Source organism: Amycolatopsis sp. ATCC 39116, from assembly GCF_000231075.2.
GTDB classification, from domain to species: domain Bacteria; phylum Actinomycetota; class Actinomycetes; order Mycobacteriales; family Pseudonocardiaceae; genus Amycolatopsis_E; species Amycolatopsis_E tucumanensis.
In genome coordinates, this window is sequence record NZ_AFWY03000005.1 from 20,430 (window position 1) to 47,193 (window position 26,764).

26 protein-coding genes are annotated in these 26,764 nt (G+C 71.2%); 13 read left to right on the forward strand and 13 right to left on the reverse strand.

Annotation, left to right across the window (positions count from 1 at the left end):
* Nucleotides 1-2: 2 nt before the first annotated feature.
* Nucleotides 3-2,396 (reverse strand): FdhF/YdeP family oxidoreductase, encoded by a 2,394-nt coding sequence (locus tag AMY39116_RS0307720; protein WP_051123492.1) that lies wholly within the window; start codon nucleotides 2,394-2,396, stop codon nucleotides 3-5.
* 235 nt (nucleotides 2,397-2,631) lie between these two features.
* On the opposite strand from AMY39116_RS0307720, the gene AMY39116_RS0307725 reads away from it, so the two are divergent.
* Nucleotides 2,632-3,042 (forward strand): hypothetical protein, encoded by a 411-nt coding sequence (locus AMY39116_RS0307725; protein WP_157358473.1) that lies wholly within the window; start codon nucleotides 2,632-2,634, stop codon nucleotides 3,040-3,042.
* 22 nt (nucleotides 3,043-3,064) lie between these two features.
* Here AMY39116_RS0307725 and AMY39116_RS0307730 read toward each other — a convergent pair whose 3' ends face one another.
* The 3 genes from AMY39116_RS0307730 to AMY39116_RS46565 are packed head-to-tail and all read right to left on the reverse strand — an operon-like array spanning nucleotide 3,065 to nucleotide 5,187.
* A complete protein-coding gene (locus AMY39116_RS0307730) occupies nucleotides 3,065-3,553 on the reverse strand; it encodes a PaaI family thioesterase (RefSeq protein WP_020417115.1) in 489 nt (162 codons plus the stop codon).
* 36 nt (nucleotides 3,554-3,589) lie between these two features.
* A complete protein-coding gene (locus AMY39116_RS0307735; protein ID WP_027935736.1) occupies nucleotides 3,590-4,810 on the reverse strand; it encodes a beta-ketoacyl synthase in 1,221 nt (406 codons plus the stop codon).
* The gene (locus tag AMY39116_RS46565) at nucleotides 4,807-5,187 is read right to left on the reverse strand and encodes a helix-turn-helix domain-containing protein (protein ID WP_162146030.1); all 381 of its coding nucleotides are present in this window, start codon (nucleotides 5,185-5,187) and stop codon (nucleotides 4,807-4,809) included. Before AMY39116_RS46565 ends, AMY39116_RS0307735 begins: the two co-directional genes overlap by 4 nt.
* An 88-nt stretch (nucleotides 5,188-5,275) precedes the next feature.
* On the opposite strand from AMY39116_RS46565, the gene AMY39116_RS0307745 reads away from it, so the two are divergent.
* Nucleotides 5,276-8,047, forward strand: a complete 2,772-nt coding sequence (locus AMY39116_RS0307745; RefSeq protein ID WP_020417118.1) for a LuxR family transcriptional regulator — start codon at nucleotides 5,276-5,278, stop codon at nucleotides 8,045-8,047.
* A 90-nt stretch (nucleotides 8,048-8,137) separates the two neighbouring features.
* Here the strand turns inward: AMY39116_RS0307745 and AMY39116_RS0307750 are convergent, their stop codons facing one another.
* Nucleotides 8,138-9,340 (reverse strand): DUF4331 family protein, encoded by a 1,203-nt coding sequence (locus AMY39116_RS0307750; protein ID WP_235716079.1) that lies wholly within the window; start codon nucleotides 9,338-9,340, stop codon nucleotides 8,138-8,140.
* 98 nt (nucleotides 9,341-9,438) lie between these two features.
* Between AMY39116_RS0307750 and AMY39116_RS0307755 the strand changes: the two genes are divergently transcribed.
* The gene (locus AMY39116_RS0307755) at nucleotides 9,439-10,656 is read left to right on the forward strand and encodes an MFS transporter (protein ID WP_027935738.1); all 1,218 of its coding nucleotides are present in this window, start codon (nucleotides 9,439-9,441) and stop codon (nucleotides 10,654-10,656) included.
* 235 nt (nucleotides 10,657-10,891) lie between these two features.
* On the opposite strand, the gene AMY39116_RS0307760 is transcribed toward AMY39116_RS0307755, so the two are convergent.
* A complete protein-coding gene (locus AMY39116_RS0307760; RefSeq protein ID WP_020417121.1) occupies nucleotides 10,892-11,884 on the reverse strand; it encodes a YafY family protein in 993 nt (330 codons plus the stop codon).
* A gap of 115 nt (nucleotides 11,885-11,999) precedes the next feature.
* Here AMY39116_RS0307760 and AMY39116_RS0307765 point away from each other — a divergent pair, with 115 nt between their 5' ends.
* The 4 genes from AMY39116_RS0307765 to AMY39116_RS0307780 all read left to right on the forward strand — a co-directional run bounded on the left by AMY39116_RS0307765 (nucleotide 12,000) and on the right by AMY39116_RS0307780 (nucleotide 15,104).
* Nucleotides 12,000-12,461 (forward strand): VOC family protein, encoded by a 462-nt coding sequence (locus tag AMY39116_RS0307765; protein ID WP_020417122.1) that lies wholly within the window; start codon nucleotides 12,000-12,002, stop codon nucleotides 12,459-12,461.
* A gap of 67 nt (nucleotides 12,462-12,528) precedes the next feature.
* Nucleotides 12,529-13,590: an aldo/keto reductase gene (locus AMY39116_RS0307770; RefSeq protein WP_020417123.1), complete on the forward strand. Its 1,062-nt coding sequence runs from the start codon at nucleotides 12,529-12,531 to the stop codon at nucleotides 13,588-13,590.
* Entirely contained in the window at nucleotides 13,574-14,293 is a 720-nt protein-coding gene (locus tag AMY39116_RS0307775; RefSeq protein WP_157358474.1) for a hypothetical protein, read from the forward strand. The genes AMY39116_RS0307770 and AMY39116_RS0307775 overlap by 17 nt, the downstream gene beginning before the upstream one ends.
* 40 nt (nucleotides 14,294-14,333) lie before the next feature.
* On the forward strand, nucleotides 14,334-15,104 hold the full coding sequence (locus tag AMY39116_RS0307780; RefSeq protein ID WP_020417125.1) for an alpha/beta fold hydrolase: 771 nt from the start codon (nucleotides 14,334-14,336) through the stop codon (nucleotides 15,102-15,104).
* Here the strand turns inward: AMY39116_RS0307780 and AMY39116_RS0307785 are convergent.
* The 4 genes from AMY39116_RS0307785 to AMY39116_RS0307800 form a co-directional block, all read right to left on the reverse strand.
* Nucleotides 15,101-15,985, reverse strand: a complete 885-nt coding sequence (locus AMY39116_RS0307785; RefSeq protein ID WP_020417126.1) for an alpha/beta fold hydrolase — start codon at nucleotides 15,983-15,985, stop codon at nucleotides 15,101-15,103. The genes AMY39116_RS0307780 and AMY39116_RS0307785 overlap by 4 nt on opposite strands.
* Before the next feature lie 111 nt (nucleotides 15,986-16,096).
* Nucleotides 16,097-16,747, reverse strand: a complete 651-nt coding sequence (locus AMY39116_RS0307790; protein ID WP_020417127.1) for a response regulator transcription factor — start codon at nucleotides 16,745-16,747, stop codon at nucleotides 16,097-16,099.
* A complete protein-coding gene (locus AMY39116_RS0307795; protein WP_020417128.1) occupies nucleotides 16,744-17,868 on the reverse strand; it encodes a sensor histidine kinase in 1,125 nt (374 codons plus the stop codon). Before AMY39116_RS0307795 ends, AMY39116_RS0307790 begins: the two co-directional genes overlap by 4 nt.
* A 34-nt stretch (nucleotides 17,869-17,902) precedes the next feature.
* Complete coding sequence (locus AMY39116_RS0307800; RefSeq protein WP_020417129.1) at nucleotides 17,903-18,130, reverse strand: hypothetical protein; 228 nt, start codon at nucleotides 18,128-18,130, stop codon at nucleotides 17,903-17,905.
* A gap of 218 nt (nucleotides 18,131-18,348) precedes the next feature.
* Here AMY39116_RS0307800 and AMY39116_RS0307805 point away from each other — a divergent pair, with 218 nt between their 5' ends.
* On the forward strand, nucleotides 18,349-19,209 hold the full coding sequence (locus tag AMY39116_RS0307805) for an NAD(P)-dependent oxidoreductase (RefSeq protein WP_020417130.1): 861 nt from the start codon (nucleotides 18,349-18,351) through the stop codon (nucleotides 19,207-19,209).
* A gap of 49 nt (nucleotides 19,210-19,258) precedes the next feature.
* Here the strand turns inward: AMY39116_RS0307805 and AMY39116_RS0307810 are convergent, their stop codons facing one another.
* Complete coding sequence (locus tag AMY39116_RS0307810) at nucleotides 19,259-19,660, reverse strand: nuclear transport factor 2 family protein (RefSeq protein ID WP_020417131.1); 402 nt, start codon at nucleotides 19,658-19,660, stop codon at nucleotides 19,259-19,261.
* Between the two features lie 202 nt (nucleotides 19,661-19,862).
* Between AMY39116_RS0307810 and AMY39116_RS42400 the strand changes: the two genes are divergently transcribed.
* Complete coding sequence (locus tag AMY39116_RS42400) at nucleotides 19,863-21,542, forward strand: enoyl-CoA hydratase-related protein (RefSeq protein WP_020417132.1); 1,680 nt, start codon at nucleotides 19,863-19,865, stop codon at nucleotides 21,540-21,542.
* A gap of 54 nt (nucleotides 21,543-21,596) precedes the next feature.
* On the opposite strand, the gene AMY39116_RS42405 is transcribed toward AMY39116_RS42400, so the two are convergent.
* Together AMY39116_RS42405 and AMY39116_RS42410 are read right to left on the reverse strand one after the other, a co-directional pair.
* Nucleotides 21,597-22,217 (reverse strand): 3,4-dihydroxy-2-butanone-4-phosphate synthase, encoded by a 621-nt coding sequence (locus AMY39116_RS42405; protein WP_020417133.1) that lies wholly within the window; start codon nucleotides 22,215-22,217, stop codon nucleotides 21,597-21,599.
* Nucleotides 22,214-22,729 carry a flavin reductase family protein gene (locus AMY39116_RS42410; protein WP_157358475.1) on the reverse strand — a complete coding sequence of 172 codons (516 nt, stop codon included), beginning with the start codon at nucleotides 22,727-22,729 and terminating at the stop codon, nucleotides 22,214-22,216. Before AMY39116_RS42410 ends, AMY39116_RS42405 begins: the two co-directional genes overlap by 4 nt.
* Nucleotides 22,730-22,926: 197 nt before the next feature.
* Between AMY39116_RS42410 and AMY39116_RS0307830 the strand changes: the two genes are divergently transcribed.
* Genes AMY39116_RS0307830 through AMY39116_RS0307845 form a run of 4 tightly spaced genes read left to right on the forward strand, consistent with a single transcriptional unit; the run spans nucleotide 22,927 to nucleotide 26,756 of the window.
* Nucleotides 22,927-23,850: an alpha/beta fold hydrolase gene (locus AMY39116_RS0307830; protein ID WP_020417135.1), complete on the forward strand. Its 924-nt coding sequence runs from the start codon at nucleotides 22,927-22,929 to the stop codon at nucleotides 23,848-23,850.
* On the forward strand, nucleotides 23,847-24,563 hold the full coding sequence (locus AMY39116_RS0307835; RefSeq protein ID WP_020417136.1) for a Crp/Fnr family transcriptional regulator: 717 nt from the start codon (nucleotides 23,847-23,849) through the stop codon (nucleotides 24,561-24,563). The genes AMY39116_RS0307830 and AMY39116_RS0307835 overlap by 4 nt, the downstream gene beginning before the upstream one ends.
* Nucleotides 24,560-25,534: an alpha/beta hydrolase gene (locus tag AMY39116_RS42415; RefSeq protein WP_235716080.1), complete on the forward strand. Its 975-nt coding sequence runs from the start codon at nucleotides 24,560-24,562 to the stop codon at nucleotides 25,532-25,534. The genes AMY39116_RS0307835 and AMY39116_RS42415 overlap by 4 nt, the downstream gene beginning before the upstream one ends.
* Nucleotides 25,527-26,756, forward strand: coding sequence for a CaiB/BaiF CoA-transferase family protein (locus AMY39116_RS0307845; RefSeq protein WP_063710140.1), 1,230 nt, complete (start codon nucleotides 25,527-25,529; stop codon nucleotides 26,754-26,756). The genes AMY39116_RS42415 and AMY39116_RS0307845 overlap by 8 nt, the downstream gene beginning before the upstream one ends.
* The last annotated feature ends 8 nt before the right edge of the window (nucleotides 26,757-26,764 follow it).

A 26,764-nucleotide genomic window follows, 5' to 3' on the forward strand; every position in this document is an offset into this window, starting at 1 on the left:
GTTCACTCAGCGAATGCGGTTCCCAACGGCAGCTCTCCTGCCCGCGCGTCCCCGCCCCGGGCGGGGACCACCTCCACGATCTGGTGCTTCATCAGGGGCTGCCCGCTGGCGACCGAGAAGTCGCCGAGCGCGCAGAGCACGTTGAGCTCCGGCATGTACCCGCTCACGTTGCCACGCGGGAGGTCGTAGGGCACCGCCCGGTACCCGAAGACCGAGCGGGTGCTGCCGTCCCGGGCGAAGCTCGTGATGTCGACCAGGTCGAACTTGGCCAGGCCGCGCTCGGCCATGTCCTCCGGGTTCATGAAGAGCAGCGTCCGCAGGTTGCGCACCCCGCGGTACCGGTCGTTGTCCGAATAGATCGTCGTGTTCCACTGGTCGTGGGAACGCATCGTGGACAACATCAGCCGGCCCGGCGGCAACACGACATCGGGCAGCGGCGCCGCACCGAACTCGGCCCGCCCGCTCCCCGTCAGGAACACCCGCTCCCGCGCGGGTTGCCGGATGCGGAAGCCCAAGGGCATCCGGACCCGGCGGTTGAAGTCCTCGAAGCCCGGCAGGACCTTCGCCATCGTGTCGCGGATCCGGTCGTAGTCCTCGACGTAGCGCTCCCACGGTGTCGCCGAATCCGGCAGGGTCGCTCTCGCCATCCCGGCCAGGATCGCGCATTCCGAGCGGAGCTCCGGGGAGGGCGGCCGGCGTGTGCCGTACGAGAGGTGGACCATGCTCATCGAGTCTTCGACGGTGACGCCCTGCTCGCCGCAGCGCTGCACATCCCGCTCGGTCCTTCCCAGGCACGGCAGGATCAGCGCTCGTTTGCCGTGCGCGAGGTGACTGCGGTTGAGTTTCGTGCTGACCTGGACGGTCAGGTCGGTGTTGCGCAGAGCGGCGATCGTGGTGGCGGTGTCGGGCGCGGCCAGCGCGAAGTTCCCGCCCAGCGCGACGAAGACCTTCACCCTGCCCTCCAGCATGGCCTGGACGGTGCCCACCGTGTCCAGCCCGTGCTCGCGCGGCGCCTGGATGCCGCACACCTCGTCCAGGCGGGCCAGCAGCTCCTCGTCCGGCCGGTGATCGATTCCGCACGTCCGGTTTCCCTGCACATTGCTGTGTCCCCGCACGGGCGAAACCCCCGTGCCCTCGCGACCCAGGTTGCCCCGGAGCAGCAACAGGTTGACTATCTCACGCACCGTGTCGCAGCCGTGCTCTTGCTGGGTGAGGCCGAGGCACCAGGCGACGATCGTGCGGTGGGCGGTGAGGTAGCGCTCCGCGAGGTCGCGAATCTCCCGCTCCGGCACCCCCGACTGGTGGACCAGCTCGGACCATTCCTGCGCCCGTACCGTCTCCCGGTAAGCGTCGAAGCCATGGGTGTAGCGCTCGATGAACTGCTCGTCGATCGCCGAGGGATCGGTTTCGGCACGCTCCAGCACGGCTTTGGCGACACCCCGCAGGAGGGCCAGGTCTCCGCCGATCCGCGGCTGCACCGTCATCGTGGCGGTCTCGGTGGTCCGGAACGTGCCCATGGCCAGGAACTCGTGCGGCACGATGGTGCGCCGCGACGCCGCTTCCACCATGGGGTTGACGTGGACGATCTGCGCGCCGCGGCGATGCGCCTCGGCCAGCGAGGTCAGCATCCTGGGCGCGTTGGAGGCGGCGTTGACGCCCATCACGATCAGCAGATCCGCCACGTCCCAGTCGGTGATGTCGCACGTGCCCTTGCCGGTGCCGAGCGCTGCGGTCAGGGCGCGCCCGGAAGCCTCGTGGCACATGTTCGAGCAATCCGGCAGGTTGTTCGTCCCGAACTCGCGCACCCAGAGCTGGTACAGGAAAGTGGCCTCGTTCGACAACCGGCCCGACGTGTAGAACGACGCCTCGTGGGGGCTGTCCAGCCCGCGCAGTGCGGTTCCGACGAGTGTGAAGGCGTCGCTCCAGGAGATCGGGACGTACCGATCGGTTTCGGAGTCGTAGCTGAGCGGCTCTGTCAGCCGGCCCTGGTCCTCCAGCGCGAAATCCGTCCATCCGGCCAGTTCCGTGACGGTGTGCTCGGCGAAGAACGACCGGTCGACCCGCTTGCGGGTCATCTCCCACGTGACGTGCTTGATGCCGTTCTCGCAGATGTCCAGGTGCAGGCCGTTGCGGTCGTCGGGCCAGGCGCAGCCCGGACAGTCGAACCCGCCGTTCTCGTGGTTCATCCGGAGAATCGCGCGAGGAGCGCGCAGGAACTCGCGCGAGCGGACCACGTTCCTGGCGACACTGCGAGCGGCGCCCCAGCCGGCAGTGGGGGCACGGTCATCCGTCTGCGAGAACCCGCCGCCACGGTTCGGTCCGCGTCCGCGCGCCGGTGTTCCCGGCGCCCCGCGGCCCAGTTCGTCCGCGGGAACGGCATCCGGTTCTGGCGTCATCGTCTCGTCTCCTCCGGCCCGGCCGTGGTGGGATCGGCACTTCCTCGATCATCGAGGCCGGCGGGCCCGGGCACCATCGCGCGCACCCGACATCGCGCCGTGGGGTTTTCCCGACGCACGGCGGGGCCGGCCCGCTGACGAACGTCGAGCCCGCTCGCTGGAGAACCGCACGGGAGACGCCGGAAGATGGGTTGCCCACCTGAGGCGCAGCCTCCCGAGACCAACCGGTGAAGTCATGTGCGAACAGAATCAGAACGTACTGCTCTTCGCGTTTCACGATGCCCGCCGCGCTGCCGACGTGCTGGCGGCCGCGCACCGGCTCCCCGGCCTGCGTGAGGTCGCCGTCGTCGCCTGCACCCGGGCCGGGCAGCTTCGCATCGAACCGCACTGCCCGGACACCGGCCGCAGCGCCGTCCTTGCCCGGGTGCTGGACGCGCTCGCCGCGGCACTCGCCGCGCTGCACGGCGCGGCTGAGCCGCGGACGTTTCCCAGCACAGCGCGGGGAATCGCGGCGTTCGCCGAGCTGGTCCGCCCCGGCTGCCCGGTCCTGCTCGTCGCCGCGTGCGACGAGCTTCGGACGGAGATGGCGAGGATCGCCGAACGGTTCCAGGCCGCCCTCTACCACCTCCCGGCCGGCGCTGCCTGATCTGCTCACGCGCGGCGGCGGGTCACCAGACGAGCAGGGAACTCGATCCGGTCGCCACCAGCTTCGCGGACCGGTCCCGGATCTCCGCGTCGGCGAAGATCACCCGGCTGCCCGCCTTGGTGACGACCCCGGTCGCCGTGAGGGGGCCGGTGTCGAGAGTGATCGGCCGCAGGTACTTGACCGTGATCTCGATGGAGGTGTAGCGCTGCCCGGCTTTCAAGGTGGTGTGGGCGGCGCAGCCGGCGACGGTGTCCAGCAGGGTGCACGCGAGCCCGCCGTGCACCACCCCGAGCGGGTTGTAGTGCTCGGCGCCGGGGGTGCAGGTGAAGACCACGCGTCCGTGGTCGACCTCGACCGGTGTGAAGTTCATGGTGTGCGCGATCGGCGGCGCGGGCAGCTCACCGTCGCGGAGCGCGCGCATCGCGTCGATCCCGTCGAGCTCGGCGATACCCGCGACGACTTCGGCGGGATCGGTCCAGGTGAGGACGCGGCTGGTTCGGTTGTCGTTCACGTTCTCTACTTTCACGTCGAGGGTGCCGGTGCCCGGCTAGGTGGTGAAGACCAGGGCGGTGTTGTGGCCACCGAACCCGAAGGAGTTGCTCAGGGCCGCGCCGAACGCGCCGGGCCTGGGCCTCTCGCGCGTGATGTCGAGGCCGAGCCCGGGTTCGGCGTCGGCCAGCGTCGGGGTCGGCGGCGCGGTCTGGTGGGCGATGGCCAGCACGGTGGCCACCGCTTCGAACGAGCCGGCGCCGCCGAGCAGGTGTCCCGTCATCGACTTCACCGCGGAAACGACGGGCGCGTGTCCGCCGAACACGGACCGGATCGCGCACGCCTCGACGATGTCGCCCGCCGGTGTCGAGGTGGCGTGGGCGTTGACGTGGCCGACGTCCTCCGGGGACAGCCCGGCGTCCCGGATGGCCGTCCGCATGGCACGGATCTGCCCGTCCCCCTGCGGCTCCGGAGCGACCATGTCGTGCGCGTCAGAGGTGATGGCGGCGCCGGCGAGGGTGGCGTGCGGAACACGACCGCGGGCACGGGCGTGTTCCTCGCTCTCGATCACGAGCACGGCCGCGCCCTCCCCCAGGACGAACCCGTCCCGGGCCCGGTCGAACGGGCTCGAGGCGAGGCGCGGTTCGTCGTTCCGGGTGGACATCGCGCGGGCTTGCGCGAAGCCGGCCATCGTCAGCTCGTTGACGCAAGCCTCGGTGCTCCCGGCGATCACGACGTCCGCACGGCCGAGCCGGATCAGGTCCAGGGCGTGGGCGACGGCCTCACCACCGGTGGCGCACGCACTCGCCGGCGTGATGGCACCCGCTCGCGCGTCGAGATCGATGCTGACGGCCGCGGCGGCGCCGTTGGGCATCATCATCGGGACCATGCGCGGGCTCAGCCGGCGCGGGCCGTGGTCCCGCAGGGCGTTGTGGTTGTCGAGCAGGGTGTTCACCCCGCCGATCCCCGTACCCATGACGACAGCGACACGTTCGGGATCGACGGACGACGCCGACAGCTTCGCGTCCTCCCACGCCTCCCGCGCGGCCACCAGGGCCGCCTGCTCCGCGCGGTCGAGGCGGCGCGCGGCGACGCGATCCATCTTGGCCGCGGGGTCGACGGCCATGCGGGCGGCGATCCGGGTCGGCAGCGCTGCGGCCCAGTCGTCGTCGAGAAGCGCGATGCCGGAACGTCCGGCCAGAAGCGCGTCCCAGCTGTCCGCGGCGGTCCCGCCCACCGGGCTGATGGCGCCGACTCCGGTGACAACCGCTGCCCTCACGACCGGGCCGCCTTCCGCCGAGCCTCGGCGCCGAAACGCCTCCCCCACACGTCCATCGCCTGCAGGACCGGCACGAGGGCTTCGGCCGCCTCGGTCGGCAGGTACCGCTCACGCACGCGCGAGCCGGGTTCGCGGTAGCTCTCCCGCCGGAGGATGAGGCGTTGCACCAGCGTTTGCAGGCGGTCGCTCAGCACGTCGTGGCTCAACCCGAGCGCCTCCCGGATCTCGGAGAACTTCGTGTTGCCGTTGAGCACCTCCCGGACGATGAGAAGCGACCACTTCTCTCCGATCTGGGCGATGCAGGCGTCCGCACCTCGGTAGAGGTCCGGGGCGGGTTCGGCAGGCTCACCGCCGGCTGGGGTAGCGCGAGAAGTCATGGCGCAACTATAGTCCATCTGAATCCTGGATCCGGATTCAGGAGTGAACCGGGTTCGACGCACCCGCAACCACCCGGAGGTACAGGAGATGAGCGCTTCCGGTGCTGACACGCCGTCCGGCCTCATCGGCCGCGACGCGCTCCTGAACGGTCTCCGCGACTTCGTCCGGCGCAGCGCCCAGGATGGCGAGGCACGGGCGATCGTGGGCGAGGCGGGCATCGGGAAGACCGCGCTCCTCAAGACCGCCTGCGCGTACGCCGAGGAAGCCGGGATGCGGACACTCCGGGTGACCGGCGCCGAGTTCGAAGCGGAGATCGGCTACGCGGGGCTCCACGCACTGCTCCTGCCGCTCCGGGATGTGGCGGACGATTGTGCGCCTCCGCTGCGGGAAGCGCTGGGGGTGGCGCTCGGGCGGCAAGAGGGACCCGCTCCGCGACAGCTGATGGTGTTCAACGCGGTCTTCGAACTGGTCTCCCTGGCGGCCCGGACCAGGCCGGTCCTGTTGTGCGTCGACGACCTCCAGTGGCTCGACCAGGCCACCATCACCGCCATCGGTTTCCTCGCCCGGCGAGTACGGGGCACGTCCGTCGGCGTGCTTGCCGCGTCCCGGTCGGCCCACGTCTTGGCACGCAGTGGCATCCCCGTGGTGCACATCGGGCGGTTGTCGCCGGACCACGCGCGAGAACTGCTTTCTCGTCGTCGTCCGCCCCTTCCGCCGCGGCTGGAGCAACGGGTGCTGTCGGAGGCCGACGGCAACCCGCTCGCACTCCTGGAGCTCGCCCGGTCGGTCTCCGACCTGGCGGATCCCCTGGGCCACCTGCCCGCGGTGCTGCCACTGACGACCAAGTTGGAACGCGCCTTCGCCGTCCGGACCGCCACGCTCCCCGAGCAGGCACGGCAAGCGCTGCTCCGAGTCGCGGTGGACGGCCGCGCGGATCTCCGGCACCTCCTGCACGACGGGTTGACAGTCGATGACCTCGCACCCGCGGAGGCGGCGGACCTCATCGCCGTGGATCGAAGAGCCATGACGGTGGCGTTCAGCCATCCCCTCATCCGGTCCGCGGTCGTCGGGTCCGCCGCGCCGGCGGATCTGCGGCGCGCGCACGCGGCGATCGCGGACCGGCTGGACGACGATCCGGCACGACAGGCGTGGCACCTGTCCGAGGCGACGATCACCCCGGATGAGGACGTCGCCGCGCGCCTCGAAGCGGCAGCACACGCCTTTCTCGCCCGAGGCGACGCGCCGATGGCCGTCACGCTGCTCATCCGCGCCGCGCGGTTGAGCCCGCTCGGTTCGTCCGCGGCCCGACGGCTCGCCGAGGCGGCATCGCTCGCCGCGCAGGTCACCGGTGACCTGGACGATGCCGCCCGCCTCCTCGACGAGGCACGGCGTCTGAACCCGCGGGTGACGAACTCGCTTCACGCGGCCGCCGCGGCCGCCTACATCACGGTCAACCGTGAGGGCGACGTGGACACCGCGTTCCGGCTCCTCCTCGGAGCGATCGAGTCGGCTTCCTCCGACGCTCCCGGTGACGAACACGGTGAAGCGCTGACGACTCTGCTTTACCTGAGCTGGTGGGCCGGGCGGGAGGATTACTGGACCTCGTTCCACCGGGCACTCGCGCGGCTCGGGGACCGCGTTCCGCCTCTGCTCCGGATGCTGAGCCTGGCATTCGCCGACCCCGTCCGGCACGGTCCGGCGATCCGGCCCCAGGTGGCGCAGCTCGTCGAACGCAACATCGACGAATACGAGCCCACGCAGATCGTCCGCGTGATGACCTCGGCCATCTACCTCGACATGCTGACCGGGTGCCGGGGAGTGGCGTGGCGGCTGGTCGAAGGCGGCCGTCAGGGCAACGCGGTGCGATCGAGTCTGGGCGCCCTGATGCTTCTCTGCCTCGACGACTTCGCCTCCGGCCGGTGGGACGCAGCCGAGCGACTGGCCGACGAAGGCATCGACCGGTGCCGCGCCCACGGCTACGACTTCCTCGCGTGGTACTTCCTCTACAACAAGGCATTGCTGGCCGCCGTCCGGGGCGAGCCCGCCACCACGCACGAGCGGACTACCGAGCTCAGCCGTCTGGCCGCCTCCCGCAAGGCCGCCACTCCCGCGCAGTACGGCGCACACCCCCGGACGCTGGCTGCCATCGGGGCGGGCGACTGGGAGTCCGCGTTCCGCCATGCGAGCACGCTGAGTGCCGCCGGAACCTTCGCGCCGCACCGGCCGATCGCGATGTGGGTGGCGTTCGACCTCGTCGAGTCCGCCCTCCGGACAGGACGCGAGGACGCGGCCCGCGCCCACGTCGCAGCGATAGTCGCGAACGACATCGGCGCCCTCTCGCCGCGCATGGCGGTCATCGCCCTCGGTGCGCGGGCGTTGGTCGCCGAGGGCGCCGACGGCGAACAGCTCTTCGAGGAAGCCCTCGCTGTCGACGATGCCGGCAGATTCCCCTTCGACCTCGCCCGTGTCCAGCTCGCCTACGGGGAGCGGCTGCGCCGGAACCTGCGGTTCGTGCGAGCGAGAGAAGTCCTGCACTTCGCCCTCGAGACTTTCGAACGCCTCGGCGCCGAACCGTGGGCGGCGCGGACGAGACAAGAGCTGCGGGCTGCCCGCGACCCGGAGACGAAAGTGCCCGTCACCGCGCCGGAGAAGGCACTGACCGCGCAGGAAAGAGCGATCGCCGAACTCGCCGCAGCCGGCTTCAGCAACAAGGAGATCGCGCGGCGGCTGTACCTCTCCCCCCGCACCGTGGGTGGCCACCTTTACCGCACCTTCCCCAAGCTCGGAATCTCGACGCGCGCCGCTCTGCGAGATGCGCTCGAGCGCATCGACGACCGGGAAACGGCTCCGGCAGGCTGATCGGAACGGGTTGCGCGGCGGCTGCCGCGCAACCCGTTCCACAGCCCGATCCCGCCGGCCGGTCCCGTTGGGACACCCCCGCGAGGCGGGTCAGCCGACGGCGGGAACAGCAGGAACGTACGGGAACGAGGCCGACGGAGGCTCGACGACCGATTCCTTCCCGATACCGAGGGCGACCGGCGTGTTGGCCGCGATCGAGAACATCACGTCGGGAGCGTTGTCGGTCAGGGCGCGACCGTTCCACTCGGCGAATCCGAAGGAAGCGGGCGTACCGACGAAGTAGGGCAGGACGTTCGGCAGGAGGCGGCTCACCAGCCGCCGCGCGTACCCGTCCGGGTCTTCCGACGTGCCGTGTGCCGCCACGATCCCGGTGATCTTCTTGACCAGAGCACTGCCGAACATCGCTCGGTCGTCCCTCGGACGACCGGTGTTCATGTCGCCACCGAGCCGCTCGTCGAACTGGGCGAAAAGGGGATGGATCATGGGCAAACCGGCGCGGTTGATCGACTGCCAGCCACCGGCGTCCGTGCGCAGGCTCGAGAGAGCCCAGACACCGATCCGGCGGGACACCGGAAGCTCACCGTCCGGCAGCTCGAGCACGATCGAGTACACCGTGCGACCGGCACAGGCGTTGACCGCCGTCCGGGGAGCCCAGCCGTCGACCGTGATCGTCGTGCCGTACTGCACCGCGCGGCCGACAGCGCGCAGCACGGTCGGTTCGATCCAGAACGGGTCACCGGCCTTTCCTGCCCAGATCCGCTCGCCGTTCCGTCCGGGCAACCTCTCGCCGGTGCCACCCTCGCCGGCCAGGATGCCGACCGCGAATGCGTCCGCGGCGTCGGTTCCCGCGATCCGGCGCACCGTGTAGTGCTGCCCGCCGGTGCCGTCCTGCTCCCCGAATGTGAAGCGATAGGTGATCTCCTCGACCGCGTCGCCGTCCAGGTCGATCTTCAGCTCGTACATCCCTTCCGGATGGAATCCGGGGATCGCCGGCCCGTTCAGCGAGTGCGACACGTTGAGAACGAAAGCCGTACCGATAACCCCGCGGAAAACGTACAAATCGGTGATGTCGAGGCGAACGTCCTGGCGGGCGGCGGGCGAATCAAGGTGGTGTGACAACGCTTGCTCACCTTCGGTCGAGTGCTGCGGCCGGAAGACCGCGATCGTCAGTGTGGACGGGGAACCGCAGCACCACCACGTGAATTCGGCCCTATTCGCGCACGAAGGTCTACTCGAGACAAGCAAGGTGGAGTCGTTCGACTCAGGCGAACGGAATGCCGGCAGGGACATCATCGGTACCACCCGACAAAGGAGGAAACACTGATGTCATCTGATCGGAAGTGGGTGCACGCACAGTCGCGCCCCGGAGCCGAGCACGGCGGGGAACAGATTTGAGCAGGCCGACGTTCTCCCGCCGCGGGACGTTCTGGTCCGCGGCTGCCGTTCTCGCCCTCTGCCTGTGGGCCAGCGGCGCACCCAGCGTGCTCTACCCGGTTTACGCCGCAGATTGGGGGCTGCCCTCGGTGGTCACCACGTCGGTGTTCGCGACGTATCCCCTCACCCTGCTCCTCATGCTGCTCTTCGCGGGAGGACTGTCCGATGTGATCGGACGTCGCCGGGCGATGCTGATCGGCATTGTGCTCATCGGCCTCGGCGCCGGGCTCTTCGCGATCGCGACGAACGTCGGAGTCCTCTTCGCCGGACGGGCCGTGCAGGGAATCGGCGTGGGGTTCGCCTTCTCCGCCGCCAGCGCCTCGCTCGTGGAGAACACGGTGTTCACCAGCCCGCGCGCTGCTGGAGCGGTGACGACACTGTCCACCTCGGGCGGGCTGACCCTCTCACTCGTGGTCGGCGGCGCACTCGCCCAGCTGCTGCCGTGGCCGCTGGTGCTCGCCCACGTCGTGCTCGCCGTCGTCGCACTCCTTTCCTTCCTGCTCGTGTACTGCACACCGGACGACCGGCCCGCGGGCTCCCGGTTCCTGCCCGAACTGCCCCGGGCGGCTCCCGGAACCCTGGGCGCGGTCACGACGGCCACTCTCGGGGTCGTTGTCGCCTATGCCGTCGGCGCGGTGTTCATGTCCCTTGGTGCGCAAATGGCCCGCCAGCTCGCCGGAACTGGCGACCTGTTCATCACGGGGCTGCTGCTCGGGCTGTCGAGCGCGGTGATCGGGACGACGGCGTTGCTGATCGGCCGTGTTCCGTCGGTGGTCGCGACCCTGATCGGTGCCGTGGTCTCGCTCATCGGCCTGATCCCCATGGTCGTGACCGCCGCGACCGGCTCCTTCGTCCAGTTCCTTCTCTGGTGCGTGATCTCCGGCGCCGGGTACTCGTTCTCGTTCAGCGGCGGGATCAGCCTCGCCGCGAAGGAGTCGCCACCCTCGCACCGCGCACGAACGTTCTCGCTGGTGTACCTGATCGCGTATCTCCTTCAGACTGTGGTGGCGGTGGGCGCGGGCGCGCTGGCGACGGCGCTGGGACTCGCCGCTGCCATCGACTGGATCGCACCCGTCATCGCCGTGCTGTCCGCCGCGCTCCTGGTCGGCTCGCTGGCGGGCATCCGGAAGGCTCGCCAGGGCAAGCTCCAACGCGTTCCAGCACTGACGTCGTGACCGCCGCCGGCAACCCGATCAGGTGCACACGGCGGACCCCGTCCGCGAGGAGCTGGTGACGCCGGCCCGGTGCCGCGCCTGGACCAGGAAAGCACTGGAGCGCCTGAACCGGCTCATTCGCCGCCCGCACCGGCGCCCGCCAAAGGAGTCGCGCCGTTGCGGGTGCCCGCTGAGAACACCCGCGGCTCCGGATGGAGACACGTTCTGCTGGTCGACCGCTTTCAGCCGGTCGCGCTCAGTCCGGTGTCCGTTCGCGGTCGCCGGATGCGCGGGCGGCACGCGCCGCCAGGTCGGCGAACGCCGCACGCAGCTGCGGTGGGCCGATCACCTCGATCTCGGCGTCGAACCGCGCCAGCCCGGCCGCGAGCGCGGCCCAGGACCACGCTCCGCTCAGCAGCCTGGTCCGTCCCGGCGCGACCTCCTCGACGACGCCGTCACCGGCGAACGGTGCCACGTCGGCGACGGGCAGGTCGAGGATCACCGCACCCCGGCACGGCCACACGTCGGCGGTGGCGGAGCCCTTGAACCGGGCGGCGAGGAACGTCGCGACGTCACCGCCGGGAACCTTCTGCGGGGTGAACCGCGGCCCGTTCGGCACGCGCAACTCCATCCGGTCGGCCCGGTAGATCCGCCAGTCCGCACGCGCGGCGTCCCAGCCGACCAGGTACCACCGTCCGTTCCGCACGACCAGGTGGTGCGGCTGCACCCGCCGCACCGGACGCGACTCGGCCACGCGGGACGGCGACGCGTAGTCGAACCGCACCTCCTCGGTCGCCCGGATCGCCGAGCTCAGCGCGAGCAGCACGTCCGTGCCGACCTGGGTGGGGCTCCCGGCCGGGGTGATCTCGAGCAGGTCGGCGCGCTGCCGCAGACGCGCGGGCATCACCTGGCGCACGGTGGCGAGCGCACGGGCCGCGGCCTCCTCGATGCCGGCGCCGGTCCCGACGGCGATCCGCAGCGCCACCGCGAGCGCCACCGCCTGCTCCTCGTCGAACAGCAACGGCGGCATCTGACTACCGCCTTCGAGCCGGTAACCGCCTTCGGGCCCCTTGATCGCCTTGACGGGGTAACCGAGTTCACGCAACCGGTCGACGTCGCGGCGCACGGTCCGTTCGCTGACGCCCAGGCGGCCGGCGAGCAGAGCGCCCGGCCAGTCCCGGCGGACCTGCAGCAGGGACAGCAGCGAAAGGAGGCGACCCGAGGTCGCCGCCGCGGAAGCGGTCGGCATGAATTCGATGATGCCACCAGAAGAGGACGATCCCTGGCCGCTACCGCTGAGACAGTGGTTCTCGTCGCCGGAAACTCCCGACGACGAGAACCACTCACAAAGGACCGGAAAAGCCATGTCGCTCAACGCTGTCGCCCACCTGAACTTCACCGGCCAGGCCCGCGCCGCACTGGAGTTCTATCAGTCGGTCTTCGGTGGACAGACCACCGTCGTCACCTACGGCGACTTCGGCATGCCCGCCGGGCTGCCCGATGCCACCAAGGTCGTCTTCGGCCAGCTCACCGCCGACAACGGCTTCCGGGTGATGGCCTACGACGTGCCCGGCACCGACGGGCCCGCCGTTCCGGCCACCCCGGCCACCCGACGCGAAAACGGCACCACCCTCACCACGGAGCGCTTTTTCCTGTCCGTCCGCGGCGAGACCGTCGACGAGGTCTCGCCCGTGTGGAAGGGCCTCGCCGAAGGCGCCGCGATCGTCGAAGAATTCGGGCCCTCCCAGTGGGCGCCCGCCTTCGGCATGCTGACCGACCGGTTCGGCGTCACCTGGATCATCGACGTCGCGACCGCGCACGCCTGACTCACCACCCGCTCGCCGCGGGGGACGGCCGGTCCGGCCGTTCCCCGCGACCTGAAGGAGAAGCTCTTTGCAGACCCGTCCCCTCGGCCGCACCGGCATCCAGGTCAGCACCTACACCCTGGGCACGATGATGTTCGGCCCGTACGGCAACCCCGACCCCGAAGCGTGCGTCCGCATCGTCCACCGCGCGCTCGACGGCGGCATCAACACCATCGACACCGCCGACGTCTACGGCGACGGCGAAACCGAGCGGATCGTCGGGAAGGCCCTGCGCGGCCGTCGCGACGACGTCGTCCTCGCCACCAAGGGCAACGGGGCGATGGGCCCCGGCGCGAACCAGCGTGGCAACTCCCGCCGCTGGATCATCTCGGCCGTCGAAGGGTCGTTGCGCCGGCTCGGCGTCGACCACCTCGACCTCTACCAGCTCCACCACCCCGAGCCCGGCACCGACATCGAGGAGCCGATGAGCGCGCTGACCGATCTGCTGCGGGCGGGCAAGGTGCGGGCGATCGGCCACTCCAACCTGCCGGCCTCGGAGATCGTCGAAGCCCAATGGGTGGCGCAGCGGCGGGGGCTGGCCCGGTTCCGCACCGAGCAGCTGCACTACTCCATCCTCAACCGCGGTGTGGAGAACGAGATCCTGCCGGTGTGCCGGCGCTACGAGATGGGTGTCCTCGTCTGGAGCCCCTTGTCGATGGGACTGCTCACCGGCCGGTACCGCAAGAACGGTACAGCGGAGGTTTCGGCAGGCCGGATGCACTGGGTGCCCAGGCACATGACCGACGAACGCAAGATCGACGCCGTCGAAGCCCTCCTCCCCATCGCCGGCCAGGCCGGAATCCCGTTGCGGCACATGGCGATGGCGTTCACCACGGCCCACCCCGCGGTCACCTCGGCGATCATCGGCCCGCGCACGGAGGAACAACTGGACGACCTGCTCGCCGGAGCCGGCACCCAGCTCGGCGACGACCTCCTGGACCGGATCGACGAGATCGTCCCGCCCGGCACCGACCTCGGACCGGTGGACGTGGCCTACGAGCCGCCGCACCTCAGGCAGCCGCAACTCCGTCGCCGCGGCGCCGCGGCCCCGGGGCAGCCGTACACTGTCGCTGATGAGCGGAAACGCTGAACCTGGCTCTCTACTGTCCCGCTTCACCCCGCCGCGGCGGCGGACGTTCGCCCCCTGGTACGTGACACGCCTGCGTTCGCATTTTCTGCTGGTCGACCGCTTTCAGCCGGTCGCGGTCAGCATGAGCACGAACGGGCGCGTGGTGGATGTCGTGTCCTGGGCGTCGTCGGCCGCCGCGCCGGAGAAGCTGGGCTGGCCCAATCGCCGGGTCGTGCCGGGTGAAGACCGGTTGCTGGTGCAGGATCTGCCGGACGGTGCAGGTGTCGTGTTCGAGGTGACCGCCGACGGCCGGCTGGACCTGCCCGAGCACATCCCGGCCGCCATGGGCGACGAACTGGCGTTCGTCTGCGTGCAGCGCGCCGACAAGCGCCCCTGGAACTTCGAGCCGGAAACGCAGCCGTGGATGGTGCAGGCCCGGAACACGCTCTGCGCAGGCAAGTGGAGCTCTCGTCGTACCTGTCGTACTCGCTGTCAGGCCTTCCTGCAGGAGTTCCAAGCGGTGAATCCCGAGTTGACCATTCACGGCGACGTGGCCGCCGGGGACGTGACCGTCGGCCTGACTTTCGGGCTTCCCCACTTGCCTGACGTCCGGTTCCGGCGCCGCGACCACCCCTTCGACGAAGGAAGACCTCCTCAGCGGGCTGATCGACGCCCTGGCGCCACACGCACCCGGCCTCACGGACGTCTAGTGGGCGGTGCGTAGGGTCACCACTGGCGGCACCATTCAGCGAGAACGGAGAGGTATGGACGACCGGGTGATCGCGCCGGATGGCACTCCGCTCGCGGTGCAGCGCCGGGGCAGCGGGCCGCCCCTCGTGCTGCTCGCCGGGCAGGCCAACAATCACACCTGGTGGGACTCCGCCCGCGCCGACTTCGCCCGCACCACCATCACGATGGACTACCGCGGCACCGGCGCCAGCGGCAAACCCGACGTGCCCTACTCGACCCCGCTGTTCGCCGACGACGTCATCGCCGTGCTGGACGGGCTCGGCATCGAGCAGGCCGACGTGTACGGCACCTCGATGGGCGGCCGGGTGGCGCAGTGGCTGGCGATCCGCCACCCCCACCGGGTGCGCCGGCTCGTGCTCGGCTGCGCCTCCCCGGGCGGACCGCACGCCGTCGAGCGGTCGGCCGAGGTGCGCCGCGCCCTGCTGCGCCCGGACGCCCGCGAGACGCTGGCCGACCTGATGTACACGCCGGGATGGCGGGCGACCCACCCCGGCCCGTACCGCACGCTCGGCGACCCGTCGATGCCCCCGCACGCCCGCAAACACCACCTGCGGGCCAGCGACCAGCACGACGCCTGGGACGCCCTCCCCCAGATCACCGCCCCGACGCTCGTCCTGCACGGCGAAGACGACCGGCTCACCCCCGCCACCAACGCCACCCTGCTCGCCCAGCGCATCCCCGGCGCCCGCCTGCACGTCTTCCCCGGCGCGCGCCACGCCTACTTCGAGGAATGCCGCCCTCAAGCCAGCACCCTCGTCACCGACTTCCTCACCGCAGAAGACTAGGCATCAGCCGCAACGCGCTCGATAGCCTGCACCGCGACCTCGGGCTGGTCGACGTAGATGTAGTGGCCGCTGTCCGGCGCCGTGACCGGGTTGCTGTCGCTGGACAGCTTCAGCCACTTGTCCTGCCCCGCGGCCCACGCCTGCTCCAGCGCGGCGCCGTACTCGGGGACGGCGCCGAGGTAGGGCTGCCCGTGCCGGATCACCTCCACCGGGATGTCCCCGGCGTCACCCACCTCCCCGTCCTGCATGGTCAGCAGCTCCGGGTTCTCGCCGCCGTAGACCGCCAGGCTCTGCGCGCGCAGCTCGGCCGCCGGGCCGGTGGCCGACTCCGGAATCGCCGCCGTGGTGTCGCCGATGATGGTCGACGGCGTGGCGTCCATCAGCACGAGCCCCGCGACCCGGTCGCGGTGGGCGGGCGCGTAGCGGGCGGCGATCAGCCCGCCCAGCGAGTGCCCGGCCAGCACCACGGGACTGTCGCCGGCGACCCGGTCCAGCACCCCGGTGAGGATCCGGCCCGCGCTGTCGAACGTCTGCGGCCCGCCCGGCTGGTCACTCGCGCCCTCGCCGAGCCGGTCGTAGGAACAGACCCGGCCCTTCGCGCTCAGCGTCTGCTGGAACCCGGCCAGCTTGTCCAGACCATCGCCGAGCCCCGCCAGCAGGACGACGACCGGCCGGTCTTCCATCTCGGTACCGGAACAGGACACGTTCACCGAACGGCCGTCGACGGTGATCTTCGTCGTGCCGGAGATCGGCTCCGGACCGGCGGCCGCCGACGTCGGGGCGTCCGACGACTCGGCGGCCTCGTCGCACCCGGCCAGCACCGGCCCGGCGAGGGCGCACAGCAGCGCGGCGACAGCGGTTGACTTGATGTTGCGGAACATTCAGTTCTCCAGTGGGAATCTTCGATCAGCGCCACGCACGCTAGAGGTGCGGAGGGGTCCGAAAGATCCCCGCGGAGTGGACATTCGCGGGTAGCTCGCGCGGGGGACAGATCAGTCCGCCAGGCCGTGGCGAAAGGCGTAGACCACGGCCTGCACACGGTCCCGCAGGTCGAGCTTGGTGAGAATCCGCGAAACGTAGGTCTTCACGGTCTCCTGGCTGAGCACCAGCGCCGCGGCGATCTCGCTGTTGGACCGGCCATCGGCGATCAGACGCAGAACCTCCAGCTCACGCGGGGTCAGCGGGGTCTCCTCGGCGGTGTCCTGCGGCGGGCGGATCCGCGCGGCGAACCGGCCGATGAGCCGGCGGGTCACCTCCGGAGCCACCAAAGCGGCTCCCGTCGCGACCGTGCGGATGCCGTGCAGCAGCTGCGCCGGCGGCGCGTCTTTCAGGAGGAACCCGCTGGCGCCCGCGCGCAGCGCCTCGTAGACGTATTCGTCGAGGTTGAACGTGGTCACCACGAGCACCTTGACCGGCTGAGCCACCCCGGCGCCGGCCAGCAGACGGGTCGCCTCGATGCCGTCGAGGACCGGCATCCGCACGTCCATCACCACGACGTCCGGCCGCAGCCGGGCGGCGAGGTCGACGGCGGTGCGGCCGTCGCCGCACTCACCGGCCACCTCGAGATCGGGCTGGGCGTCGATGATCGTGGTGAACCCGGCGCGGATCAGCGCCTGGTCGTCACACACCAGGACGCGAGTCATGACGCGCTGCCGACCGGAATCCGGGCCTGCACCACGAACCCGCCGTCGTCCTGCCGCGCGGTCCGGAATTCACCGCCGAGCACGCCAACCCGTTCGCGGAGCCCGGCCAGTCCCCGCCCGCTGCCACCGACCGGCGCCGTGGGCGAACCCGCGCTGTCGGTGGCGACCTCGACCGTGATCTCCCGCTTCCCGTGCCGCACCAGGACGCTGGTGCGGCTGCCATGGGCGTACTTGAGCGCGTTGGTCAACGCCTCTTGCACGACGCGGTAGGCCGTCGCTCCCGCGGCGCCGGTGGGCGGGCCGCCTTCCTCGGTGTACTCCACCGGCTGGCCGGCTTGCCGGGCCTGCTCCACGAGCGCGCGCACATCGCTCCGCGGCTCGTGCTGGGGGTCGAGCACGTCGAGCAGCTGCCGCAGATCGGTGATGGCCTGCCGGCCGGAACCGGTGACGGCGGACAGCGCCTGGTCGAGGCGATCACCGGTCAGGTACCGCGCCGCCTCGGTCTGCACGACCATCGCCGTCACGTGGTGGGTGACGACATCGTGCAGTTCCCGGGCGATCCGGGTGCGTTCGGCGAGGCGGGCGGTCTCGGCGGCGTGCAGACGGCGTTCCGCTTCCGCGGCCCGGGACTGGCGCAGCCTGCTCCCGATACCCCACAGCAGAACCAGCGCCAGGTAGAACGACACGAACCCGGCCACGCCTTCGGCCGGCTCGGGACCGGAGAGGGCGATGGCCAGCGGGACGTAGGCCACCGAGGCCACGATCGCGGCCGTCCACCGCCACCGGTCCAGGTGCGCCCCGGCGCTGATCAGGGCGATCGGCAGCGCGGTCCCCGCGACCGTGTCGTACCCGTGCAACTGGTCGAGCGCGAACCCCGTCGAGACCAATGCGAGGCAGGCGACCGGGAGGCGCCTGCGGATGATCAGCGGAAGGCATTCGAGGGCGACCACCGCGACGCCCAGCGCGTCCAGGGGACGGTCCGGGACGTCGCCGAGCCGCGTGCCGTTGTTCTGCAGCGCGGGGATCAGCGACGGCAGGAGCAGCACCAGCGCGAGCGGCGCGTCGCGGACCGTGACGTCGAAGCGCCACCACCAATCCGCACTGCGTCGGACGACGATCACGGGAGGAGAGTAGTGGCCCCTGGGACGACGTCGTTCAGTGCCTGCCGTCAGAGTCGGCAACGGCGGTGACGTCGACCAGGCGGGCGAAGACGACCATCGCGGTGATCGAGCCGGCCACCACGCCGATCGCGAGGTTCGCGGCCATCGCGATGTCGGACACCACCGGCTCCAGCACCAGGCACAGGACCATCAGGAACACCCCGGCCGACAGCCGGGTGCGCGCGCCACCGGGCCGGACGTTGATCATCGTCTGGCCGATCATCGTCCGGCACGCCCGGGACCGGCAGCGAAGAGGGCAGCGCGCCCTTGTCCCCACGGTCGGCACCGCGATGCCGGCCGCGACGGTCCGGTCCGCTCGGCCACCTCGCCGATCTGCATCCGCTCGCCCACACCAGGTCCTTCCACCGCGATTTCCCCGTGAACACACCCCACTTCGCGATCTCTTGACCTCGACCATACTGGAGGTTGCATCGTCGTGGCATGACGACGAAAACCGATGCGGTGACAGTGCTCGGCCTCGGCGAGATGGGCTCGGCGATCGCCAGGGTGTTCCTGGAGCGCGGGTACCGCACGACGATCTGGAACCGGACCGCGAGCAAGGCGGCGCCACTGGTCGAGGCCGGAGCCACCGCGGCCCCGACGGCGGCGGAAGCCGTCGCGGCGAGCCCGCTCGTGGTGGTGTGCCTGCTCGACGGCGCGGCGGTGGACGGCGTGTTGTCGTCCATTGAGGACACCGTCGCGGGCAAGGTCCTGGTGAACGTCACAAGCGGATCTCCGGGCCAGGCCAGGGCGAACGACCGGTGGGCGCACGAGCGCGGCGCCCGCTACGTCGACGGCAAGATCATGGGCGACCCGCCGTACGTGGGCACCCAGAACGCCCGGTTCCTGTTCAGCGGCACCGCGTTCGGCGAGCACGAAGAGGCACTGCGCGAACTGGGTGCCGTCAGCTACCACGGCGAGGACCCCGGGGCGGCGGCCGTGGAGTTCCTGGCCCACGTCGCCATGGGGTACGAACTGCTCCTCGGCTTCCTGCACACGCTCAAGCTCGTGCAGGCCGAAGGCGCCGACCTGGCCGGGTTCGCCGACCGCTTCGCCGCTTCGCTGACCGCCTACCAACCGCTGCTGACCTCGATCGCCAAGGCCGTCGAGAACCGCGAGTACCCGCCGGACCTCGGCCCGCTCGACGTCCAGGCCGCGTTGATGGACGACCTGATCGGCCACCGCGAGTCGGCCGGTGTGGAAGCCGTCCGCATGCGGGAGACCAAGGAGCTGATGACGCGCCGGATCGCTGACGGCCATGGCGGGCAGGGCTTCTCGAGCGTGTTCGAACTGTTGGGCTAGCGCGGACCGGGGACCGCGGGGGCGGCGGATTCCCGTCGCCCCCGCGGAGTCAGCCCGCTTCCGTCAGATCCCGGGTGACCTGATCGATCCGCTGGATCCGGCCGTCCGCAGCGAGCCTGCCGAACAGGTACACCTCCGCGGCGAAGGTCTTGCCCTTGCGGAGCCTGGTTCGCAACGTCCACCGGGCCGCTATCCGATCGCCTTCGACGAGCGCGTCGTGGATCTCGGCTCCGGACCAGTCGCCGCCGGCAGGCCGGTCGACGTTCTTGCGCACCGGCCGCACATGGTCGATCATCCGCTGCCGGTCGATGACCAGCCCGTCGTTGCAGTACTCGAAGTCCGGCGCGAAGTAGCGGTCGAGGATCGCGCCCGGGTCCTCTGCCGACAACGCCATGTCCCGGGTGTAGGTGACGAGGAAGTCGGCGAGGTCCGCCGCGGATCTGATGGCCATCGCATCCACCTTCGTAGGAGTACGGCATACGCTAACGGTGCCAACATAGCAGCCGCCCGGAGATCACCCCCAATGCAGTAACGCGGGGTGGCGATCTTGGCGGCAGGGATTGCGCCGGTCGGCCGAACGCGTCTTCCCCGGTCGGCCGTACCGCGCCGCGGGTCCGGCAGGTACCGTCGGGCGATTGACGAGCGGAGGCCCGGTGCGAATTCTCCTTCTGTGCTCGGCCTTCAACGGCCTGAGCCAGCGAGCGTGGACCACGCTCCGGGCCCGCGGTCACCACGTCACCGTGCACGTCGTGCACGACCCGGACACCATCCCCGGCGCGGCCGCGGCCGCCGGGCCGGACCTCATCGTCTGCCCGTTCCTGCGCCACCGGGTGCCCGACGCGGTGTGGCGCGCCCACCGCACGATCATCATCCACCCCGGTCCCCCCGGCGACCGGGGCCCGTCGTCCCTGGACTGGGCGATCATGGAGGGTGAGCGCCAGTGGGGCGTCACCGCCCTGCAGGCGACCGGGGACCTGGACGCCGGCCCGGTCTGGGCGTCGCGGACGTTCGCGATGCCCGCCGAGCCGCCGCGCAAGAGCACCCTCTACAACGGCGAGGTCGCCGACGCCGCGGTGGACCTGATCGCCGAGGTGGTGACCAAGGCCGGCGACCCGGGGTTCGCGCCGCGGGACCACGACCGGGCCGGCATCGTCGGGCGGTCCCGGCCGCCCGTGCGTCAACCGGACCGCTGCTTCTCCTGGGACGACGAGACCGGGCACATCCTGCGCTGCATCCGTGCCGCGGACGGCCGCCCCGGCGTGCACACGACGCTGGCCGGTGCGCCGGTCGCGGTGTTCGACGCCCATCCCGGCACGGTCACGCCCGGCGAGCCGGGGACGATCGCGGCGCGGCGCCACGGGGCGGTGCTCGTCCGCACCGGCGATGGCGCCGTGTGGGTCGGTCACGCCCGGCGCCTGTCCCCCGGCCCGTCGGTGAAGCTGCCCGCCACGCAGGTCCTCGGGCGCGCTCTCGCGGGTGTGCCCGAGGTGCTGGAGCCATTGGAGACCGACCAGCCGTCAGGCCCGCGGGAAATCGCCTACCGGCGGCAGGACGACGTCGGCCTGCTGCGGTTCGACTTCTACAACGGCGCGATGTCCACCGCGCAGTGCCGCCGCCTCACCGCGGCCCTCCGGTACGCGGCCGCCCAGGACACCCGGGTCCTGGTGCTGGCCGGCGGCGAGGTGTTCGCCAACGGCATCCACCTCGGTGCGATCGAGGCGCACCCGAACCCGGCGGCGGAAACGTGGCGCAACATCACCGCGATCAACGACCTGTGCCGGGAGATCATCACCTGCACCGGGCAGGTCGTGGTGTCCGCGCTCGCCGGTGGCGCCGGCGCGGGTGGCGTGATGCTCGCGCTCGGCGCCGACGTCGTCCTCGCCAGGGACGGGATCGTGCTCAACCCGCACTACGAGACCATGGGCCTCTACGGCTCGGAGTACTGGACGTACGTGCTGCCCCGCCGGGTCGGGGAGGCGCAGTCGCGGCTGCTGACCAGCCGGTGCGAGCCGGTCAGCGCGGGCGAGGCGGCGGCACTCGGCATAGTCGACGAGGTCCTGCCGGCCGACCGGCAACGCTTCCCCGGCGCGGTGCTGGAGCGGGCCGCCGAACTGGCCGCCGGGTCGGAGGCGCTCCTGCAGCGCAAACGCGCCGACCGGGAGGCCGACGAGCAGCGCCGGCCACTGGAGACCTACCGGGTGCGGGAACTCGCGGAGATGAGCCTCGACATCTTCGAGGACCGGCACGGTTTCGCCGCCGCCAGACGAGCCTTCCTCCACCCGGCGGCCCCCGCCCCGGCGGCGCGCCGCCCGGCGCTGCTCACCGGCGGCTGAGCCGGCAGGCGGATCGCCACCCGGCGGAGGTGGTCCAGAACGTCGGTGCGCTGGTCACATCCGCAGCGACGCGGCAGCCAGCACGTCCACGCCTCGACGCGGGCCGGCAGCGTGGACGACGGCCAGACCGGTGCGGGCGGCGAACTCGCGGGCTTCCCGGGGACCCGCGAGCAGGACGGGATCACTGGAGCTGACGAGCGCGCAGCTCGCGACGACAGGGCGCAGTCCGGCTCGCGAGGCCAGCGCGAGGGCCGCGGGGAGCGTGCCACCCGTCGCGTCCGCCGCCGCCCGCACGGGGATGACGTGCCCCGGGCGGGTGAAGTCGCGGGGCGAGCTCGCGGGCGCGGCCAGCAGGCTGATCGTGCGGGCCCGGTCGGCCGCGGAGATACCCGTCGTCGTCCCGTGAGCGGCGTCCACGGCGACGCAGTCGCGTTCCGGGGCGCCCCGGCTGCCGGGCGGGTACATCACGGGCAGGTCGAGCCGGTCGGCGTCGTCGTCGCTCAGCGCCACGCGGAGGAAACCCGCGCCGTGACGAACGAGGAAGGCCACGGCGTGCGCGGTGGCCCGCTCGGCAGCGAGCACCAGCTCGGCGCGCGGACCGGGACCGCCGGCGGTGACCACCACGATCGGGCGGCCGAGCGCCAGCGCGCGCACGGCGGCGAGGCCGGTGCTCATCGGGCCTCCAGCGCGCGCACCGCGCTCAGGTGGAAGATCAGCGGGCCGAACCTGTCGTCGGTGCGCGCGCCCAGCACCTCGAACAGGACGATGTCGTGGTCCCCGGCGGGCACGGTCCGGTGGACCCGGCAGTCCAGCCACAGCGGGGCACCGGCCAGGAACACCGCTCCCTCGGGCGACGCCTCCCAGGTCGCGTCGGCGAAACGGTCGACACCGCGGGCGGCGAGGGCTGCGCTGAGCTCGGCGTGCTCGCCACCGAGCACGCTGATGCCGACCCGTCCGGCGGCGGCCAGCCGCGGCCACGTGGTGGAGCCGTGTCCGACGCAGACCGACACCAGTGCGGGTTCCAGCGACACCGAGGTGAACGAGCTGGCGGCCATGCCCACGGGCCCCTCGGGCCCGAGGGCGCACAATGCGGTGACCCCGCTCGGGAACCGGGCGAACGCGTTTCGCAGCGCGCGCCTGCGCTCAGCCTGATCCACGGACAACGGGGGAAGGAAGAGTGTTCTCACGTCAACTCCTCGAGCCGGATCACAGCATGCTCTCCGCACCACCCGGCCCTGTCTGTGACCCACGTCCGGGCACCGGACCCGCGGTTGACGGACGCAAGTCACAGACACGATCGTCCTTCCTGGAAAGGATCGTCCAGGTCGCGGACCGAAACCCGGCAGGAGGGCATCGACGTGGATGCAACGACACAGGAGAAGCCATGAACACGGGCCGTTCCGTGGAAACCGATGACGGTGTCCGGCTGCACGTGACCGACACCGGCAACGGCGTTCCGGTGCTCTTCCTCCACGAGTACGCCGGCGACCACCGGAGCTGGTCGCGGCAGGTGGCCGGTCTCCAGGACGACCACCGGTGCATCACCTACGCGGCGCGCGGCTACCCGCCCTCCGACGTTCCGGCAAGCCCGTCGGCCTACTCGTGGCAGCGGGCCGTCGACGACGCGCTGACGGTGCTCGACGCGCTTGAGGTCGACGCCGCCCACGTGGTCGGACTGTCGATGGGCGGCTACACCGCCGTCCAGCTCGGGCTGCGCCACCCCGGCCGGGTGCGCTCGGTCATGGCGGTCAGCGTCGGGTCCGGTTCCGACCCGGCCACCCGGGCGGGCTACCTGGCGGAGACCAGGATCGTCGCGGAGCAGCTCCGGTCGCGGGGAGCCGGGTTCGTCGGACGCAAGTTCGCCGAAGGCCCCAGCCGGGTGCAGCTCAAGCACCACAACGAGCCCGCGTGGCACGAGTTCGTCGAACAGTTCGCGGAACACTCCGCGGAGGGGCTGGCGCTCACCGTCCTCGAGATCCAGGGCCGCCGGCCGTCCCTGCACGACCTGGCCGGCGAGTTCCGGAGTTTCCCGGTCCCCCTCCTGGTCGTCAACGGTGACGAGGACGAGGCGTGCTTGTCCACGGGCTTGATGCTGAAGCGGACCGCGCCCGCGTGCGGCATGCTGGTCCTGCCCAACAGCGGGCACGTCCCCAACCTGGAGAACCCGCAGCGGTTCAACGACATCGCCCGCGGCTTCTTCCAGTCGGTCGAATCGGGCAGCTGGCCGGAACGGGACCCGCGCTCGCGCTTCACCTCCCAGTTCGGACTCGACCAGCTCGATTCCGGGGAACCGGCGGCGGTGGAATGAACCGCGCACACATCCCGGCCGCGGCGCTCCAGGCGTGGTCGAAGAGCTTCCTGTCCGGACAGGATCCGGAGATCCGCGACGCGCTCCTCGCGGACAGCCGGGTGGTGACCTACTCCGCGGGCACCGTCATCTGCCGCGGGAACTCCGACTACCGGGTGACGCTCGTCCACAAAGGACGGATTCGCGCGAAGGTGACGTCCTGGGACGGGCGGGAGGTCACCACGCGGTACGCGACGGCCGGGCACTTCACCGCCCTGCCCGCGATGTTGACCGACGGTGCACCGTCGTCGCTGGAAGCGGTGACGATGTGCGAGGTCTCGGTGCTGAACCCGAACACCTTCCGCCGCCTCATGCGGACCCGGGCGGAACTCGCCTACCAGGTCGCCGTGTACCTGGCGGAGTCCACCTACGAAACCGTGGCCTACCTCGAGGACAACCTGTTCAACTCCGTCCAGCAGCGGCTGAGCCGGCACCTGCTCGAGATGGCCACCCCCACCGTGAACGGGCTGCTGGTGCAGACGGACCAGACCGATCTCGCGCACACCATCGGGTCGGTGCGCGAGGTCGTCGCCCGCGCGCTCAAGAAGCTGGACGACATCGGGGCGATCCGCCGTTACCGGCGGCAGATCTGGATCGAGGACCCGGCGCTGCTGAGGTCGTTCGCGTCGACGGACCTGCGGGGCCGTCGCCTGCCCGAAGCGAGGGACAGTTGAGCCAGTACCGGATGGACGAGGAGCTGGTGCCGTCGATCGCCGCCCTGCCCACGGTCGACCGAACCGACGTCGCGGAAGCCCGCCGGATCGCGTCGAGCCGGTACACCAGGTCCGGCCCGGTCGAGGGTGTGAGTGTTCGTGATTACTCGTGCGCCGCCGCGGACGGGCACGTCATCGCACTCCGCGCGTACCGGCCGTCCCGCCGGACGAACAGCGGTGCGATCTACCACGTCCACGGCGGCGGATTCATCCTGGGCGATCTGGACATGAGCCACCTCCGCAACGCCGAGATCGCGCGGGAAACCGGCGCGGTCGTCCTCGCCGTGGACTACCGGCTGGCTCCGGAGTGGCCCTTCCCGACACCGTTGGACGATGTCTACAGCGGACTTCTCTGGTTGCGCGAACACGCCGGCGAGCTCGGGATCGACCCCTCCCTGATCGTCCTGCACGGGGTGAGCGCGGGCGGCGCGCTCGCGGCCGCGGCCGCCCTGCTGGCCCGCGACCGGAACGGGCCCCCGGTCCGCTTCCAGTTCCTCAAATCGCCGGCGCTGGACGACCGGCTCCGGACGGCGAGCAGCAGGCGGTTCACCGACACGCCCGCGCTCACCCGCCGGGACGCCGAGATCAGCTGGTCCGCCTACCTCGGCCGGGCAGCCGGCGCGGTGTCGCCCTACGCCGCGCCCGCCCGCGCCACCGATCTGACCAACCTGCCCCCGGCGTACGTCTCCGTCGCCGAGTTCGATCCGCTGCGCGACGAAGGAATCGACTTCGCGCGATCACTGCTGGCGGCCGGGGTGCCCGTCGAACTGCACCTGTTCCCCGGCACCTACCACGGCTCCGGCTCGGTACGGGAAGCGGCGGTGAGCCGGCGGGAGCTGTCCGAGGAGGTAGCGGTGCTGCGCAAGGTCCTGGAGCGGCCGGGACAACCGGCCACACCGCGAGACGACGAGGGGAACCGGGCACATGTCTGAGGCGAGCGTGACGACGGAGCAGCACTTCCTCAGCGGCGTGCGGGTCCTGGACATCACCGGCGCACTGGCCGGGCCGTACTGCACCACCATCCTGTCCGACCTCGGCGCCGAGGTCATCAAGGTCGAACCCGTCGACGGGGACTCGCTCCGGCGGCGTCTGGTCGGGCCGGAACAGCGCCCGCTGCCGTTCGACCTGATCCACCGCAACAAGCGGAGCTTCGCGGTCGACATCAAGACCGAGCGCGGGCAGAACCTGGTCAGGGCTCTGGCTCGCCGGTCGGACGTGCTGGTGGAGAACTTCCGGGTCGGCGCGCTCGCGCGGCAGGGACTGTCCTACGAAGACCTGAAGGACGACTTCCCGGACCTCGTGTACTGCTCGATCTCCGGCTTCGGCCAGTACGGGCCGATGCGGAGCGCGAAAGGCATCGACCTGGTCGCCCAGGCCTACGGCGGGCTGCTCAGCGTGACCGGAAGCACGAGCGGGGAGCTGGCGAAGGCGGGCTACCCCATCGGGGACCTGGGCACCGGGATGTGGGGCGCCATCGGCGTGCTGGCGGCGCTGCACCGCGTCCGGGCGGGGCTCGGCGGCTCCCACATCGACGTGTCCCTCGCGGACACGATCGCCGGATGGTCGTTGTGGGAGGTCGCCGATTACGCCGGGACGGGCGAGCCGCCGGGTCCGCTGGGCACCGCGCACCGGCTCACCGCGCCGTACGAGGCGTTCACCTGCGGCGACGACGCTGTGCTCGTGATCGGCGTGACCGAGCGCTCGTGGCGTGACTTCTGCGCGGTGCTCGACCTCGACCTCTCCGGCGACGAGCGCTTCCGCGGCGAGTACAGCCGCTTCGTCCACCGCGAGCAACTCGCCGGGCTGCTCCAGGCCCGGTTCCGGACGGCGCCGAGGGATCACTGGATCGAGCGGCTCCGTGAAGCGGGCGTGCCGTGCGGGCCCGTCCACACCGTCCCCGAGATGCTGGACGACGCCCAGTACGCGGCCCGCGAGATGTTCCCGGGCGACGTCGAGCGGTTCGGGCACCGCCGCGTGGTGAACACGCCGCTCATCGCCGACGGTGCGCCCCGCGCGCGGCGGAAGGCGCCCGGGATCGGGCAGGACACGGTCGACCTGCTGACCGAGCTGGGAATCGATGACCACGAGGTCCGGGCCCTGGTGCGAAACGGCGTGGTCGCCGCGGCTCCGGCCCCGGACGCGAAGGCCGGCTGAGGATGAGC